Source organism: Rhizorhapis sp. SPR117, assembly GCF_021742065.1.
In genome coordinates this window covers 1-15,644 of the sequence record NZ_JAKKIE010000070.1, presented here as the reverse complement: position 1 = coordinate 15,644, position 15,644 = coordinate 1, and the positions used below count along the sequence as shown (strand labels likewise).

General features: G+C 59.6%; 13 protein-coding genes and 3 pseudogenes. 4 read left to right on the top strand and 12 right to left on the bottom strand.

Annotated elements, in window-relative coordinates; all coding sequences use genetic code 11:
• Both tnpC and tnpA read left to right on the top strand, forming a co-directional pair.
• Window positions 1–732: pseudogene (tnpC, locus tag L3X40_RS18520) on the top strand (IS66 family transposase); the annotation flags it as partial.
• A 441-nt stretch (window positions 733–1,173) separates the two neighbouring features.
• Window positions 1,174–1,605 carry an IS66-like element accessory protein TnpA gene (tnpA, locus tag L3X40_RS18515; RefSeq protein ID WP_237366919.1) on the top strand — a complete coding sequence of 144 codons (432 nt, stop codon included), beginning with the start codon at window positions 1,174–1,176 and terminating at the stop codon, window positions 1,603–1,605.
• A gap of 29 nt (window positions 1,606–1,634) precedes the next feature.
• On the opposite strand, the gene sorB is transcribed toward tnpA, so the two are convergent.
• The 3 genes and pseudogenes from sorB to L3X40_RS18500 all read right to left on the bottom strand — a co-directional run.
• Window positions 1,635–1,964: a SorB family sulfite dehydrogenase c-type cytochrome subunit gene (gene sorB, locus L3X40_RS18510; RefSeq protein ID WP_237366918.1), complete on the bottom strand. Its 330-nt coding sequence runs from the start codon at window positions 1,962–1,964 to the stop codon at window positions 1,635–1,637.
• A complete protein-coding gene (gene sorA, locus L3X40_RS18505) occupies window positions 1,961–3,151 on the bottom strand; it encodes a SorA family sulfite dehydrogenase catalytic subunit (RefSeq protein WP_237366917.1) in 1,191 nt (396 codons plus the stop codon). The genes sorB and sorA overlap by 4 nt, the downstream gene beginning before the upstream one ends.
• Window positions 3,152–4,111: 960 nt before the next feature.
• Window positions 4,112–5,060 (bottom strand): annotated as a pseudogene (locus L3X40_RS18500) (IS110 family transposase); the annotation flags it as partial.
• 200 nt (window positions 5,061–5,260) lie between these two features.
• Here L3X40_RS18500 and istA point away from each other — a divergent pair.
• A complete protein-coding gene (gene istA / locus L3X40_RS18495; protein WP_237366916.1) occupies window positions 5,261–6,793 on the top strand; it encodes an IS21 family transposase in 1,533 nt (510 codons plus the stop codon).
• A gap of 12 nt (window positions 6,794–6,805) precedes the next feature.
• Window positions 6,806–7,546 carry an IS21-like element helper ATPase IstB gene (istB, locus tag L3X40_RS18490; RefSeq protein ID WP_237366915.1) on the top strand — a complete coding sequence of 247 codons (741 nt, stop codon included), beginning with the start codon at window positions 6,806–6,808 and terminating at the stop codon, window positions 7,544–7,546.
• A 446-nt stretch (window positions 7,547–7,992) separates the two neighbouring features.
• Here the strand turns inward: istB and L3X40_RS22555 are convergent.
• The 9 genes and pseudogenes from L3X40_RS22555 to L3X40_RS18450 form a co-directional block, all read right to left on the bottom strand.
• Window positions 7,993–8,176 (bottom strand): annotated as a pseudogene (locus tag L3X40_RS22555) (transposase); the annotation flags it as partial.
• 187 nt (window positions 8,177–8,363) lie between these two features.
• A complete protein-coding gene (locus L3X40_RS22550; RefSeq protein ID WP_445177210.1) occupies window positions 8,364–8,672 on the bottom strand; it encodes a Rieske (2Fe-2S) protein in 309 nt (102 codons plus the stop codon).
• A gap of 362 nt (window positions 8,673–9,034) precedes the next feature.
• A complete protein-coding gene (locus L3X40_RS18480) occupies window positions 9,035–10,252 on the bottom strand; it encodes an acyl-CoA dehydrogenase family protein (RefSeq protein ID WP_237366913.1) in 1,218 nt (405 codons plus the stop codon).
• A gap of 177 nt (window positions 10,253–10,429) precedes the next feature.
• Window positions 10,430–10,657: a lipoyl domain-containing protein gene (locus tag L3X40_RS18475; protein WP_237366912.1), complete on the bottom strand. Its 228-nt coding sequence runs from the start codon at window positions 10,655–10,657 to the stop codon at window positions 10,430–10,432.
• A gap of 3 nt (window positions 10,658–10,660) precedes the next feature.
• Window positions 10,661–11,650 carry an alpha-ketoacid dehydrogenase subunit beta gene (locus L3X40_RS18470; protein ID WP_237366911.1) on the bottom strand — a complete coding sequence of 330 codons (990 nt, stop codon included), beginning with the start codon at window positions 11,648–11,650 and terminating at the stop codon, window positions 10,661–10,663.
• Window positions 11,647–12,630, bottom strand: a complete 984-nt coding sequence (locus tag L3X40_RS18465) for a thiamine pyrophosphate-dependent dehydrogenase E1 component subunit alpha (RefSeq protein ID WP_237366910.1) — start codon at window positions 12,628–12,630, stop codon at window positions 11,647–11,649. Before L3X40_RS18465 ends, L3X40_RS18470 begins: the two co-directional genes overlap by 4 nt.
• Before the next feature lie 15 nt (window positions 12,631–12,645).
• Window positions 12,646–13,794, bottom strand: a complete 1,149-nt coding sequence (locus tag L3X40_RS18460) for a thiolase family protein (protein WP_237366909.1) — start codon at window positions 13,792–13,794, stop codon at window positions 12,646–12,648.
• Complete coding sequence (locus tag L3X40_RS18455; protein WP_237366908.1) at window positions 13,791–14,210, bottom strand: Zn-ribbon domain-containing OB-fold protein; 420 nt, start codon at window positions 14,208–14,210, stop codon at window positions 13,791–13,793. Before L3X40_RS18455 ends, L3X40_RS18460 begins: the two co-directional genes overlap by 4 nt.
• A gap of 95 nt (window positions 14,211–14,305) precedes the next feature.
• The gene (locus L3X40_RS18450) at window positions 14,306–15,514 is read right to left on the bottom strand and encodes an acyl-CoA dehydrogenase family protein (RefSeq protein ID WP_237366907.1); all 1,209 of its coding nucleotides are present in this window, start codon (window positions 15,512–15,514) and stop codon (window positions 14,306–14,308) included.
• Window positions 15,515–15,644: the final 130 nt, after the last annotated feature.

The following is a 15,644-nucleotide window of genomic DNA, read 5'->3' as shown; positions in this document are numbered from 1 at the left end:
TGCCGCGGCGAAGATATCAGTCGAGGCGTTCACGCGTGCCCGACCGACCCGCCGGGCCTTTCCCGATCATCTGCCCCCGAACGCCTTGTCGTGCCGGCACCGACGAGTTGCCCGTGCTGCGGCTCGGAGAAGCTGTCGAAGCTCGGCGAGGATATCACCGAGACGCTCGAAGTGATCCCGCGCCGGTGGAAGGTCATCCAGACCGTGCGCGAGAGGTTCGCTTGCCGGGCGTGCGAGAGCATCGCCCAGCCGCCGGCACCGTTCCATGTCACCCCGCGCGGTCTGATGGGGCCTAGCCTGCTCGCGATGATCCTGTTCGAGAAGTTCGGACAGCATCAACCGCTTAACCGCCAGCGCGACCGTTACGAGCGTGAGGGCGTGCCCCTCAGCCTGTCGACGCTTGCCGACCAGGTCGGCGCCTGCACCGCCGCGCTCCGGCCGCTCTATCTCCTCATCGAAGCCCATGTCCTCGCCGCCGAGCGGCTCCACGGCGACGACACCACGGTGCCCGTTCTCGCCAAGGGGAAGACCGATACCGGAAGGCTGTGGACCTATGTCCGCGACGACCGCCCTTTCGGCGGCCGAGCCCCGCCGGCGGCGCTGTTCCATTATTCGCGAGACCGGCGCGGCGAGCATCCCATCCACCACCTGACGGGCTATGGCGGCATCCTCCAGGCCGACGCCTATGCCGGCTATAACGAGCTGTTCCGGCCTTCCCGGTCGCCGAAGCCGGGATGATGGCGATCAGCGTTCCGACGTGATGGCGATCAGTATTCCGACATCATCGCGATCAGCGTTCCGAGATGATCGCGATCAGATGCGGGTTGTTTTGGCGGTGTGATCCGGTCGTCGCTGGCTGCTTCTTTTGGAGGAGCGGCCAATGCCGACGGAGCGAATAGCGATGCGCAAGGTGCGCGAGATTTTGAGACTGACGTACGACGCCGGGCTGCCGTCGCGGGAGGTGGGGCGCCAAGTGGGCGTTGGCAGCACGGGCGTACGTGTAATGCTGCAGCGTTTCCGGGCATCGAAGCTGGAATGGCCGTTGCCAGAAGAGCTGACGGACACGGCGCTAGAAGCGGAGCTCTACGGCGTTGCAGCGACCCGAGGCGGGCAGCGCGATCGGCCCGAACCTGACTGGGCGGCCGTGCACCGCGAACTGAGCGGCTTCGTTCGGTGGTGCGCTATCTCCATTCGGAGGCGTTCACGCTTCCCATCAGCACCGGCATCATATCCAATGCCGGAGAGTTGGGGCGGGCCATTACGGTGTTGACGGGAGCGGGTCGCCGCCGGGATTGGTCCGATGAGGAACGGCTGGAGATATTGCGTGAGGCGTTTTCGCCGGGCGTCAAGGTTTCGCACGTTGCGCGGCGCTTCGATGTTTCCCGCGGCCTGATTTATCAGTGGCGCAGGGCTGCGATGCGGCGGGTCCAGGAAGCGTTCGTGCCGGCGGTTATCGACGACACGCCTGAGGCGGGTTTGGCACCGCCAGCACCCACGGAGCCGGAACCGCCGATTGTGCTGGACCTGGCCGATGGTCGGCGGATGCGCATTTCGGCATCGGCACCACCGGCGCTTGCGGCGGCTGCGCTGAGAGCGATGCGATGATCCCGTCGAGGAGGGTCAAATAATATTTTCTAAGGCACAGGATGTCCGTAGGACTCGGCTAAATACTTCGCGATCATCTCTGCATCCACGGGTTCGATAGGGGCACCATAGACCGCGACCATCTTATGGACTTCATCCTTCCAAAATTGCGCGCCTTTTCCGCGCGGCTGGGTGCGGATATAATCCAGGGAGTGGCAGCCAGCGCAATTGCCTGCGGCAAGATCGGCCCCTTCGCCGGGCGGAAGGGTGAAGTCCTCCACATCATCGGGCAACGCGTATGTGACGACCTTCGTCGGTGCTGCGGTGGCAAGCGCGATAGCGACCAGCGGCGAAGCGAGGGTGAGCAAGCGGATCTTCATGCGACGCGCACCCGCACGGTTTCGATCACATTGCGCAGATAGCCTGCCGGGTTCCAGGAAGGCTCCATCGGTTGGGTTTCGCCGCTGCGACTGGTCGCCCGGACCTTTACGGCTTGGTCGCCGCGCGGCAGATCGAGCGCGAGAGTCCATGGACGAAAGGAATAGCGGCCGAGATCTTCGCCTAACATTGCGTCTTTCCATGCGCGACCGCCGTCGGCGGACAGCTCGACCTTTGCGATGCCACTACCGCTATCGAAAGCGATACCGGAGATGATGACGGGCTTGCCGCCTGATAGCTGCGCGCCATCAGCATGGCTGGTGATAAAGGAGCGGACGGCAAGCTTACCGATAGGCCGGGTGCTGGCCGGCTTCGTGCCGACAGGAACGCAATGGCAGTCATTGTCAGGCACGCGGTAAGCAGTTTTCATCCAGTAGCCATCGAAGCGGGCGTCAAGAACGGTGATGTCACTGAGATGCTTGACCCAATAGGTGCCGAAATAACCGGGCACGATCAGGCGCAACGGATAGCCATTGAGGAAAGGCAGATCCTGCCCGTTCATTGCCCAGGCGAGCATGACTTCGCCATCGGTCGCTTGGTCGGATGCCAGCGCCTTTACGAAGTCGGGCATGTTCGGAGCGGGGGGATTGTCGAGGCCGTTGAAGGTGACTTGCTGCGCGCCGGCCTTGATGCCCGCGCGTTCCAACACAGCTTTGAGCGGGACGCCAGTCCAGAGGGCATTGCCCATGGCGCCATTGCCGAGTTGCCCCCCGGAAACGCGCGGTTCGAAAAAGCCTCGGCTGTTGCCCGAGCATTGATTGACAGCGATGATTTCCGTGGGACCGAACGTGCGCTTCAGATCGTTGAGCGATAGCGAGAGCGGCTTTTCAACATGGCCGCCAATTTTCAAACGGTATGACGCAATGTCGATCGACAGTGGAATATCGGACATATGGTAGCGCACAAAAAAGGCATCGTTGGGAGTCAGCAGCCCTTCGCTGAAGACGCCGAAGGGCGTTTCCAGTTGTGGCGGACGAGCGGTCAAGCCGATCATCAGGCGCTTGCCGGGGTAGCGAACCAGCGGGCGCCGGCCATTCGCAAAGGGCAGTGTGATCATCTCCGCCCCTGCGCGGCCAGCCGACAGCGCAGACGCGCCCATGCCGACGAGAAGTTGGCGTCTGTCCAGCATGATGCCTCTCCTTATAATAATATAATTTATTGGAGACTTAGCCAGCTAGGTCGCTGCGCGCAACAGAGGTGGCTCGGTTTGTCTGCACAGGCTCGCGGTCTGGATAAGTGGATCGCCGCTGGTTGATCATGCCGCTGCGAGAAGCGGCTGGTCGAAGTATATCTGGTCGGGCGTGCGGGCGCCAAGCGCGGAGTGCGGCCGGACGGCGTTGTACAACGAGACGACGGAACGCCCATGGGACCGACGTTCGCGAAGTTCTTTATCCGTGGCATCCCTGGACCGGGCGTCAGGTTTACATTCATGAAGTAGTCGAGCGCGCGGGGTGCGACGTCTTCCGTTGCAGCATCGCAGGATCGGCGGCCGATCGCTGGCTCGAGATTCCAGCGTGGATGTTCGACCGCGCGGTTTGCGGCATGGTACGCGTCGATGGCACTCCCCGCGTCGATATTGGCGCGGTGATTGCCTTGGTGAAGCTGCTGCAGGCAGCGCGGCCGGTTTCGGCTTCATCGCTTTCGGGCGCAGCATTGGGCTCTCACGACTCACATCGGGAAGGTCTCCATGCCGCGCAAGCCCATGACGTTTCAGTTCGATCTGTTCTTCAGCCGTCGCGATTCCGGGATCTCGCAGATACCGCGTTGGCAGACACTGACAGCCCCTGACCATAGGTCAGGCGCAGGATCGATCGCATGTCCTTCACGTTCGTTCGTCTCGCTTGCTTCCGTCTCGGCATCTTCCCTCCCATCACCTTGATGAAAGGGCTCAATGCCACTCCGGCGCGCCCGAAAAACAAACCTCATTCCCGCCCGAAATCACTGTCCGCGAATTACCGAAATCCGTGTCCGGGAATTTGCGAAACACGCAGAGTACCGGTAGCCGCCGGGCTAGACCTCGATATATTCGTCCCACAGCACCTGAAGCGTGACGTGCTTGCGCTTCAGCGACATCAGCCAATGATTGCCCGATCGCCCAGAGGAAGGCCGCCATTTCCCGCGCAATCGCCGTTACCGCGACGGTCTTGAGTTTGCCGGCCGTGATCAGCTTTCGATAGCGGGCGCAGAGCCTGATTTGGCCTTTCCATGCTATCTCGCGGACGGAGCGTGGCAGCCCCTCCAACCGTGCCTGGATCGTCGGGCTCACCCGAGCAGGATAGCGGTAGGTCCATGCGCCTTCGATCAGCACGCGGCGTGCCCGCTTGTTGCCGGCCTTGGTGATACCCCCGCGCTTCACTCGCTCGCCCGTTGAACTCTCGGAGGGTACGAGTCCCAGATATGCCATCAACTGCGGCGCTGTTTCGAAGCGTCGTATATCGCCGATTTCCGCGACAAAGGTGACTGCGGTGATGAACGCGATGCCGCGCATTGCCTGATAGGCCTCCACAACAGGGGCCATCAACCAGGAGGCGGCTATCTCAACCACCTCCTTGGTCAGCCGGTCTTCTCGGACGCCGGCATCCTCGATGGCCTGGATATATTCGGCGAGCACGATGTGATGGGCGGGATGGGTGAAGCTCTGCGCCGCCAGCCGTCGAAAATGGGCCCGTGTACACGATGTGCGCCCCGGGTAAATCCGGCCATGGCGCAACAGAAATGACTGGAGCTGCTGGCGTGCTTTCTTCAGTGCCTCATGGGCGCTCTCACGGGCGCGGACAAGATCGCGCACAGCCTCATGTGCTTCGTCCGGCACCCATACCGCGGTCACCTCGCCGGCGCGATGCGGCCGTGCCAGGCTGGCTGCATCGCGCCGGTTGGTCTTCACCCGATCGCCCGGACGTTTGGGAATAAGAGATGGCGCCACGACCTGGCATTCATGCCCCAGCGCGATGATCTGGCGATACGGATTCGTACCCGGTCGGGCCAGCCTCATAGCAGAAGTGAAGCTTCGCCCCGCGCTTTGCCAATTTGACCACCATCGAACTGCAACCGAGATCTTGCGGATTCCGGGATGATCGCGCCCCCCATTCCGAGATGATGTCGCCCGCCATTCCGATTTGATCCCGCCCATCATTCCGAGATGATGTCGCCCACAGGGGCGGTGTTTTGAAGTGCTGTTCTGGTCGTCGCAGGATCGCCCCTTTTTGCGGGGGATTCGATGCCGACGGAGAGGATAGCGATGCGCCGGGTGCGCGAGATTTTGCGGTTGATCCGCGATGCGGGGGTTCCGGTGCGGCAGGTTGCTCGCCAGCTCGGTGTGGCGCCTTCGACGGTTCGCGAGACGCTGCGGCGGTTCGACGGATCGGGGCTGGAGTGGCCGTTGCCGGCGGCCCTGAGCGACGCCGTGCTGGAAAGCCAGCTCTATGGCGCGGCGGGGACGAAGCAGGACCATCGCCGCCGTGAGGAGCCCGATTGGGCGGCGGTAAACCGCGAGCTCAAGCGCAAGCACGTCACGCTGCAGATCGTGTGGGACGAGTATATCGAGACCCATCCCGACGGCTATCGGTATTCGAGATTTTGTGAGCTCTACCGGGGCTGGGAAGCGCGGCTGCCGGTGACGATGCGGCAGACGCATCTCGGCGGTGACCGGATGTTCGTCGACTATGCCGGCGACAGGGTCCCGGTGGTGATCGACCGTCTGACCGGCGAGATCCGCGACGCGCATATCTTCGTCGCGGTAATGGGCGCCTCGAGCCTGTCGTTCGGCTGCGCGACCTGGACCGAGACGCTGCCGGACTGGGTCGAGGCGCATGTCCGCGCCTTCGCTTATTTTGGTGGTTCCGCCAGGCTGCTCGTGCCCGATAACGCGAAGGTCGCGGTGATCAAGGCGTGCCTGTACGACCCGCAGGTCAACCGCACCTATGCCGATCTGGCGGCGCATTATGGCGCCGGAATCCTCGCGGCACGGCCGTATCGGCCGAGGGATAAAGCCAAGGTCGAAAATTGCGTGGGATTTGTTGAGCGCTGGCTGCTCGGCCGTTTGCGTCACCGGGTCTGGCACAGCCTGGCCGAGCTCAATGCCGCAATCGCCGATCTGCTGACGCGGCTCAACGACGAGCGGGTGATGCGCCGGTTCGGACAGACGCGGCGCCAGCTCTTCGAAGACATCGACGCCCCGCTGCTCAAGCCGCTGCCGGCAGAGCCCTATGTTCTCGCCCAGTGGCGCAAATGCCGCGTCGGGCTCGATTATCATGTCGAGGTCGAAAAGCACTTCTACTCGGTGCCCTATCGCCATGCCCGCGCGGCGGTCGAGGTGCGCATCACCGCGCGGACGGTCGAAATCTTCGCCATCGGCGAGCGCATCGCCGCTCATATGCGGGGCTCCGGCAACGGTCGGCACACGACGATCAATGACCATATGCCGTCGAGCCATCGTCGCTACGCCGACTGGACGATCGAGCGCATTGTCGCCGAGGCCGGGCTGCTCGGGCCGTCGGTAAAGCTGCTGTGCGAGATGATCCTGCAGGACCGACCGCATCCCGAGCAGGGCTATCGTTCGTGTCTCGGCATATTGCGGTTGGCGAAGCCGTATGGCGCAAGCCGCCTCGATGCCGCCGCGCTGCGCGCGCTCGAGATCGGCGCGCGCAACTACGGCTCGGTCAAATCGATCCTCGAGAAGAAACTCGATGGCCAGCCGCTGCGCACCACCCGGACGTCCGGCGAGGTCGTCAGTGACCACCCCAACATCCGCGGTTCCAACTATTATCACTGAGGAGACCTGCCCGTGCTGACCCATCCCACCCTCGACCAGCTCCACACGCTCGGCCTGTACGGCATGGCCAAGGCGTTCATCGAGCTCGACAAGCATGGCGACGCGCCACTGCTTGGCCATGCCGAATGGCTCGGGCTGCTGCTCGACCGTGAGGTCACCCACCGCCATGACAAGCGGCTCGGTGCCCGCCTGCGCCATGCCAGGCTGCGTCACCAGGCAGCGCCCGAGGACGTCGATTATCGCAGCCACCGTGGTCTCGATCGCCGCCTGCTTGAAGCGCTGTTCAAGGGCGACTGGATCGACGCGCACGACAATCTGGCGCTGTGCGGCCCGACCGGTATCGGCAAGAGTTGGCTGGCTTGCGCGATCGGCCACAAGGCCTGCCGCGACAATCGTTCGGTCCTCTACACCCGCTTCCCGCGGCTGCTTGAAGAGCTGGCGCTGGCCCGCGGTGACGGCCGTATCGCGCGCAAGCTCAAGGGCCTCGGCCAGGTCGAGCTGCTCATCCTCGATGACTGGGGACTCCAGCCGCTCGATGCGCAGGCGCGCCATGACCTGCTCGAGATCCTCGAGGATCGTTACGGACGTCGTTCCACCATCGTCACAAGCCAGCTCCCCGTGAGCTCCTGGCATCACGCGATCGGGGACGCCACTTACGCCGACGCCATCCTGGACCGCCTCGTTCACAATGCTCATCGCATCGAGCTTGAAGGTGACAGCATGCGCCGCGCCCAACCCGCTCTTGCAGGTTGACCGACACGATCCAAAATGCCAACCAACAGACGTCGACCGAACGCCCTTCAAACGGGCGAGATCATCCCGGAACAGTGGGCGGGATCATCTCGGAATAGACGGGCGGCATCATCGGAATCCGCAAGATCTTCGCTTTCGATGTATCGAGTCCGATGAAAAGTTCGCTGTACCCGTTCATGGTTCGCCCTCGCTTAAGCTTGGGGATAGGCGCCGGCTCATCCGGCGTAACCCCCGTTGCTAGTGTCCCGATTCGGAAGTTCTTATCCACCTGTAGCTTGTGCATCGAGAGTGCGACGGCAGAAGCGTTCATTCGATGGACGCGAGGATGTCGTCTGCAGATTTGGTCCAGCGCAATGGCTTGGGATCGGCGTTATGCGTGTTGATGAAGCTTTCGATGTCCTTGATCAAGGCCTTCACCGAGCTGTGGGCGCCGCGCTTGATCTGCTTTTCGGACAACAGGGCGAAGAAGCGCTCGACCTGATTGAGCCAGGACGATGATGTCGGCGTGAAATGCATGTGCCAGCGCGGTCGTTTGGCGAACCAATCCCGGATCAGCTTGGTCTTGTGACTTGAGGCATTGTCCATAACGACATGAACGTTGAGTTCGGCGGGAACATTGCGTTCGATCTGAGTTCCGCTGCCGGAACGTCGATATGGGAAGGGACTTCGATAAACGGCTCATCGTCACCGCGCCGAGCAAAGACAGACTTGCGGCTGGAGTCGGCTGTTGCGACGTTCAAACCACGTCCCCGTGCCGAAACCAGACTCGCTCCCGGATCGCTCCGCCCTAGTTAGATGCGGCAGCGACCATGGTCCCTCAGATCAACACCTCGACACTTCGGCCCCTCGCCCGCACCGCAAACGTCCTAATCGGCTTATTCGTTAGGGTGCCCGCCGTCGATCCGTCGCGCAGGTCGAATCTTGCCCCGTGCACGGGGCAAAAAATGTAACATTTCCGGATAGCGCCGCCCTGAAGCGCTTGAAGGGCATGAGAACAACGATTCTCGACCGCATAGAAGGCGCCATCTGACTTGCAGAGCAAAATTGCCTGGCCGTTTACATCATATGCCCTACTATCCCCGTCCTGCATTGCGTCTGCGCCGGGCAGAGGAAAATAACCGGACATTTACATTCTCCATTCCACAACATGATCACGAAGTAACAAGCACAGCAGCTACATGTTATGGGAATTCACGTTGATGATTATCTATGGAGCGCCAAGGCTGAGACGTGCAAAGCAAGCCCCACATCGCAACCTTCTAGCATAGTACCTCTGTTCTCACCGGGGCATTTTGTATCTTTGATGATAAACATCTTGGGACCGGAATTTGCCAATTATTCACAACGGAAGCCCAGCCTCCGATATCAGACAAGCACTCTACAAATTACGAAGACCACGATATTAAGGGAATGGATCTTAACATCCTGATCATCTATCGAATTAATTGCACACATCTTCATAGACCGCGGCGATTTGTGTCATCGTTGCTAATGGCGTCGTAGTCTTGGACCAACGTATTCAGTGGCATCGGCATAAGCGCAAAGATGGTGAATTGCTGAACCAAACTGACCTTCGATCACCGTCGCGCGCTTGAAATAATGGGATATGGGAGTCTCTTCGGCGATGCCGATGCCTCCATGAATCTGGACGGCCGCCTGAGCTACCGTCTTCGCCGCGTTGGCGATGAACGCCTTTGCGGCCGATACTGCCTTTGGGCGATCTGTTCCGCCAGCGTCCAGCGAGAGCGTCGCCATGAGGGTTATTGACTTGGCCTTCTCGATTGTGATCAGCATATCGGCCAAGCGGTGTTGAATTACCTGGAAGCTTCCGATCGGCTTACCGAACTGCTCGCGCTGCTTGGCGTAATCGACCGTGACATCAAGCATGGCTTGCATAACTCCGACGGCTTCCGCGCACAGCGCGGAGGTGGCCTCGTCGACGGCCCGCTCGATCAGTGACAAGGCGCCCCCAGGAACACCAATCAGCGCGTCCGGGCCGAGCAGAACATCGTCAAAAGTGACATCTGAAGCCCACCGTCCATCAATCAGCGCATAATCGCGGATCTGCATCCCGCCCTCTGCGCGCTCTGCCAAAAATAGTGAGATGCCATCGCGATCCTGCACTGCGCCGCCGGTTCGGGCGCTGAACAGGAAATGGGTGGCGAGCGCGCCACCGGCAACGACAGTCTTGGAACCTTTGATTCGCCAACCCTTCTTCTCTGATTTGGCCGACGTTGCAACCGTCGCTAGACGATAGCGTGAGCCGGTCTCGCCGAGCGAAGGGGCAACGCGCGCATTTCCAACGATCGTGGCCTCGATCATTGCTCGCGACCGTTCACCGCCAGCCTGACGTAACAAACACCCGGCGAGGACTACGCTCTCAAGATAAGGCTCGAGAACGAGGAAGCGGCCGAATTCTTCCATGATCAACATGGTTTCTACCGCGCCGCCTCCAGCCCCCCCCAGCTTTTCGGGAAAAACGGCGCCTAATATGCCTAATTCCTCGGCAAATCCGCGCCAGATCTCAGGCCGAAAGCCGCCGTTTGCAAGAGATTTTCTGCGCTCCTCAAAACTGTAATGTCGTTGAAGATACCCAGCGACTGAACCCCGCAACAGCATTTGTTCATCGCTAAATTGAAAATTCAAGTCGCCACCTCTCAAAATGCAAACTAAACATAATGATATCCAAACCGGCCGCTCCGCCACTATAACTTTGTCTAGGGTTCAGGTTCAGCCTCAATCAGGCCCTTCGTTCGGTGCAGCCTTCCTGATTCACAAGAGACCGAGGCCTGTATCGGAACCTAGCCCGCACTGGTACTAATCCTTGGTGTCGCCATCATCCTCGACAACTCGTGGACCCGCGAAAGTCGAGAGGTCAAACCGCTATTCAATGCGGCCGATCAGCTTACCGATCGGATAGATTTGGCCCGCATGCTCAATGACACGTAGCGTTCCCGCCGTATCAGATTGAATCTCCAGAGTGCTCTTATCAGTTTCGAGAGCATAGATATCTTGACCTATGGCAACGATGGCGCCATCTTCCACAAGCCATTCCGCCAGGGTAACCTCAGTCATCGTCATGCTGAGTTTCGGTATCAGGATGTCAGTCATATCTTACCCCAGGGTCTTACGGATTGCGGCGGCGATGTCCTCACGGCTGTATAGGAATTCCTTCTCAAGCGGCGGCGAGAACGGCACCGGAGAATAAGCCGATCCGACGCGCTGGACCGGCCCCGCGAGTTCGGAAAAAAGCTCTTCATGGATGCGGGAAGAGATTTCCGCGCCAGTCCCGAAATCCTTTACCGCCTCATGCACGATCACCGCTCGTTTGGTCTTAGCTACGGAATGGAGCACGGTTTCCTCGTCGAACGGCGCTATGGTCATCAGATCGACCAGTTCGACCGCGATGCCTTCCTGCTCGAACGCATCAACCACCGCAGCGCAATCATTGACGGCGCGGCCATAGCTGATCAGCGTCACATCACGGCCCAGCTTCTTTATCGCCGCCTTGCCCAGCGGGATGCGCAGTCTTGGTTCCGGCGCCGGACCCGAGGCGCCGTAGCTCATCGTGTTCTCGATAAAGATGCACGGATCGTCGTGCTCAATGCACGAGAGCAACAACCCCTTGGCATCAGCCGGCGATGAGGAAGTAACAACTTTCAACCCCGGTACATGTGCAAACCATGCTTCGAGCATGTCCGAATGCTGACCGCCGAACCCAATGCCAGCACCTGTGGCAGTCCGGATGGTCAACGGCACGCTCGTCTGACCGCCGGACATGAAACGCAGTTTGGCAGCGTGATTTACAATTTGGTCCATCGCGATCGTGATGAAGTTCATCAACATGATTTCCGCCACCGGCCTCATGCCGGCGATGGCGGCGCCAACCGCCGCACCGGCGATAGCCTGTTCGCTTATCGGCGTAGACCGAACGCGGTCGATTCCATATTTCTCGGAAAGCCCCAGCGACGTCTTGAACACGCCGCCACCCTGATCGTCGGCGATGTCCTCGCCGAGCAAGAAGACACTTTCATCGCCCTCCATCGCTTCGTCTAGAGCCATATGAATGCCGTCGCGAAAGGTGATGATCGATGAGCCGTTCATGGAAGCTCCTCCGCAAGCACGTCGCGCCTGCTTTCAATTACGTCGGGATAATCGCTGTCCATCGCAAATTGGGCAGCTTCATCGACGAGCGTTTGGATCCCGCTTTCAAGCTGCGTAAGATCGGCTTCGCTGACCTGCAATCCCAACAAGTAGCTTCGAAAGGCGGGCATGGGATCGGCCTGTTTTGCTGCGGCCATCATTTCGGCAGGAATATAATGACTATCATCACCAAGCAGGTGGCCGCTGAAGCGGAAAGTCTTTGCCTCCACCAGCGTCGGTCCGTGGCCATCGCGCGCGTAGTCGACTGCTTCCTTCGCAACACGGTACATTGCGATCGGATCGTTGCCGTTCACTTGGGCGCCACGCATATTGTAGCCTGTCGCGCGATCGACGATTTCTTTGGCGGATGTACCGAAACTATATGCCGTATGCTCGGCAAATAAATTGTTCTGACATAAGAATATTACTGGAAGTTTAGATACCGATGCCATGTTTAGCGCTTCGTGGAACGCGCCAATGTTCGACGCGCCGTCACCGAAACAGACGACCGTGACTCGCCCATCCCCACGCAACTGAGACGAGATCGCGAGCCCGTTGGCGATAGGCAAGCCTGAACCGACGATGCCCGTCGTCACCATAACGCCGCTCTCAGGATGCGTGATATGCATCGGTCCTCCCTTACCCTTGCACGTACCGGTCGCCTTGCCGGCGAACTCGGCCCAAAGGTTTTTGATCGGAACGCCCTTTGCGAGTTGATCGTGGACACCGCGATAGGTGGTGACAAGATAGTCGTCCGGTTCGAGCGCCGTCATCATCGCTGCGGAGAGAACCTCCTGTCCTCGCACCGGATAATAGACGATCGCCAGCTTTCCGCTCGAGATCATGCTACGAAACTTCATGTCGGCGCGGTTAATCATCACCGCCCGTTGATAAATTTCAAGGAGCGTTTCTCGATTCGGGCTTGCTTCCAACTCAGTCATTTTCCCGCTCTCCATTCAAATCGATTGTTCAAGAACAACGCAGCCCGAAATGCCAGGTGTTCCATAGACTTGGCTGTACGCGATCCGGGCACCTGCGACTTGGCGCCGACCGGCGCGGCCGCGGAGTTGCTCGACATTCTCGTAGATCTGGCGCAGGCCGGAGGCGCCAATGGGCTCTCCACAGGCAAGGCAACCGCCATCGGTATTTATCGGAAGCCGACCGCAAATTCGCGTATCGCCGTTGGCGATTAATTCTTCCTGGTCGCCATCGTTGCAAAATCCGTTTTCGGCCATGTGCATTATCTCAGCGCCGCTCTCGGTGTCTTGAAGCTGCGCGACATCGACATCCTCGGGGCCCAACCCAGCCCGTTCGAACGCCGCCGCTGAGGCGAGCTGGGTGGCCGACTTGCCGCGCTCGATCTCAAGCGCCGGCGCGAACACTTCGAACGAACCTTCTGGCCGCGTACGGACCGCGACAGAGCGCACGCGCGGACCGTGAAGGCCGAGTTGCCTCATCTTATTTTCGGACGCCACAATCAGTGCGACGCCGCCCTCCGCCGGCGAGCAAAACATGAACTTGGTCAGCGGATCGGAAACCATCCGGCTATTAAGAATCGTATCGATGTCCACCGTAGTCTTGCGCCAGCTGTGGGGCGTTACGGCACCATTCTCGAAAGCCTTCTCCGCGACCCTGGCGAGAGTCTTGCGGCTGACGCCATGAAGGGCCATATAGCGCTGGATTTTCATGGCAAAGAATTGGGTCGTCAACATCATGCCCGTTTCGCCGTACCAACCCGGCAAACCAGCAGATTCCGGATCGAGATTGAACGCACCGCGTGGATGTTTGTCGAAACCGATGACAATGCCGAGTTCAAATTCGCCGGATTTGATTGCAGAATAACCTGATAGCAGAGCCGATCCGCCGGTGGCGCAACCGTTATTGACATTGATGAACTGCGTACCGGTAAGTCCAAGGTGTGGTAGGACGGCGTCTGCAGATCCTGAAGCAGACGATCCGCCGAACGCGAACTGAATATCCTCCCAGTCGACGCCCGCGTCTGCCAGTGCCTTGCGAGTCGCATAGATGCCCTGATCCAGTCCGGAACTGCCTTCGGTGCGGCCGAATGGATGGATTCCCGCACCCACAATGTGAACGTGCTTCATAAGATCATATCCTTGTGATTGGGGATAAAGGCGTAAGTCAAAACTGGCTCGCCATTTTCATCACGATAGGCTTCAGTTGTCACTCGCATGGACTGACCGATTCGCAGCTCGTCAAAGTCGCTCGCGATAATCCGCCCCTCGACAATCAATTGGCCGGGCAGCTCAATATAACCAACTGCGTAGGGCGTAAAATCGCTCTCATCCCCGCGGCCGTTATACGGGGGCTTTGGACGAAAACGTTGCACTGTCCAAGACCAGAGGCTACCTCTTTGACTGAGAGGAACCAGATCATAATATTCGGATTCAGGGCCGATTGGGTAGGGAAACTTCAAACGACCGTCCGCTTTGTTGCGACCAGCAAGAAGGCGGGTCTCATCGCCCTCACCTTCAAACAATTGTTTTGCAACTCGCTTCATAGGGACCTCCAAGAATGCGTTTGTTCATCTGCCAGATCGTTCGCAGCGCGGCCCTTAATAGTAGAATGGCAGACCGGCCGCTGGCATGGTCGAGTTCAGAGACCGAGGACGGTGCGCGCGAGAATGTTGCGCTGGATTTCGCTCGACCCGCCGAAGATCGTCGCAGCGCGGGCGTTTAAATAAGAAGCGGTGGGCACAATCGCATAATCCGGGCCGATCCCGTCGGCGTTCGCACCAACACCGAGCGCGTTACACTGATCAGCCCAAGCGACAGGCCCCAGCGCCTCCATGAGCAGCTCACTAAGCTCCTGCGTGGCCTCGCTGACCGCCAGTTTTAGTATCGACGCCATCTTGTCGCCGACGGCCGAACCCGCCGCCTGACTAGTAACGGTCCGGCGTTCGGTCCAGTCGACCGCCAATATTTCAGTTTCGAGCTTAGCAATTCGGATCCGGAATGTCGGATCTTCCCAAAGAGTGCGGCCCAAATCACCAACTTCCTGACGCGCAATCTCATGCAGACGGCCTAAGGAGGCGGTAAGCCGGCCCGATGCCATTCCGCCGCCACGCTCGAATTGCAACAGATATTTGGCTATTGTCCAGCCGTCATTTTCCTCGCCAAGCCGGTTGGAGGCCGGAATGCGGACATCATCGAAGAACACTGAGTTGACTTCATGCTCACCCGACATCGAGATGATCGGCGAGATAACAATCCCGCGCGTGTCGAGAGGAGCCAACAAGAATGTTATGCCTGCTTGCGGCTTCCCGCCGCCACCAGTGCGTGCGAGCAGAAAAATCCAATTCGCGTGATGTGCGTGTGTAGTCCAGATTTTGGTGCCGTTGACGACATAAGCATCGCCGTCGCGTACAGCCCGCATCCCGAGCGAGGCTAAATCAGACCCGGCACCGGGCTCTGAAAAGCCTTGGCACCAATAGTGCTCGCCAGACAGGAGTCGCGGTAAGAAGAAGTCCTTCTGCGCCTGCGTTCCATAGGCTATTATAGCGGGACCGCACATCTGCAGGCCCATAGCGGGGAGTGAGGGCGTGCCGGCCAGACCGCATTCTCTATCAAAGATGTAACGCTGCATCGGCGACCAACCCGTACCGCCATATTCCTCGGGCCAAGTGGGTGCAATCCAGCCTTGATCATAGAGAATGCGGTGCCAACGAAGCGCAAGCTCTCCTTCAGCGAAGACACCCGCTTGCCTCGCAGCGGCAGCGCGAATATCCGGCGTAAAACGGGCGTCGAGGAAGTCGCGAATCTCTCGCTCAAACACCAGTTCCTGTTCAGAAAGTCTAACTTCCATGGTACCCTCAGTCAAGCCTACGGCTAGGAACGATTGAACCGCCCTCGTGCTTTAGTCAGCGCGCGGGAGCGGGCTGCCTTGTGGCGGCCTCGGCTTCACCTTCAGCTATGTATTGATCGATCATCCTGTG

Excerpts from the sequence above, each read along its gene's own strand:
- sorB (WP_237366918.1), bottom strand. The coding sequence starts at position 1,964 with ATGAAGATCCGCTTGCTCACCCTCGCTTCGCCGCTGGTCGCTATCGCG.
- L3X40_RS18470 (WP_237366911.1), bottom strand. The coding sequence starts at position 11,650 with ATGAACGGCTCATCGATCATCACCTTTCGCGACGGCATTCATATGGCT.
- istA (WP_237366916.1), top strand. The coding sequence starts at position 5,261 with ATGCGCCGGGTGCGCGAGATTTTGCGGTTGATCCGCGATGCGGGGGTT.
- L3X40_RS18475 (WP_237366912.1), bottom strand. The coding sequence starts at position 10,657 with ATGACTGACATCCTGATACCGAAACTCAGCATGACGATGACTGAGGTT.
- L3X40_RS18460 (WP_237366909.1), bottom strand. The coding sequence starts at position 13,794 with ATGAAGCACGTTCACATTGTGGGTGCGGGAATCCATCCATTCGGCCGC.
- L3X40_RS18455 (WP_237366908.1), bottom strand. The coding sequence starts at position 14,210 with ATGAAGCGAGTTGCAAAACAATTGTTTGAAGGTGAGGGCGATGAGACC.
- L3X40_RS22550 (WP_445177210.1), bottom strand. The coding sequence starts at position 8,672 with ATGTCCGGTTATTTTCCTCTGCCCGGCGCAGACGCAATGCAGGACGGG.
- L3X40_RS18450 (WP_237366907.1), bottom strand. The coding sequence starts at position 15,514 with ATGGAAGTTAGACTTTCTGAACAGGAACTGGTGTTTGAGCGAGAGATT.
- sorA (WP_237366917.1), bottom strand. The coding sequence starts at position 3,151 with ATGCTGGACAGACGCCAACTTCTCGTCGGCATGGGCGCGTCTGCGCTG.
- L3X40_RS18465 (WP_237366910.1), bottom strand. The coding sequence starts at position 12,630 with ATGACTGAGTTGGAAGCAAGCCCGAATCGAGAAACGCTCCTTGAAATT.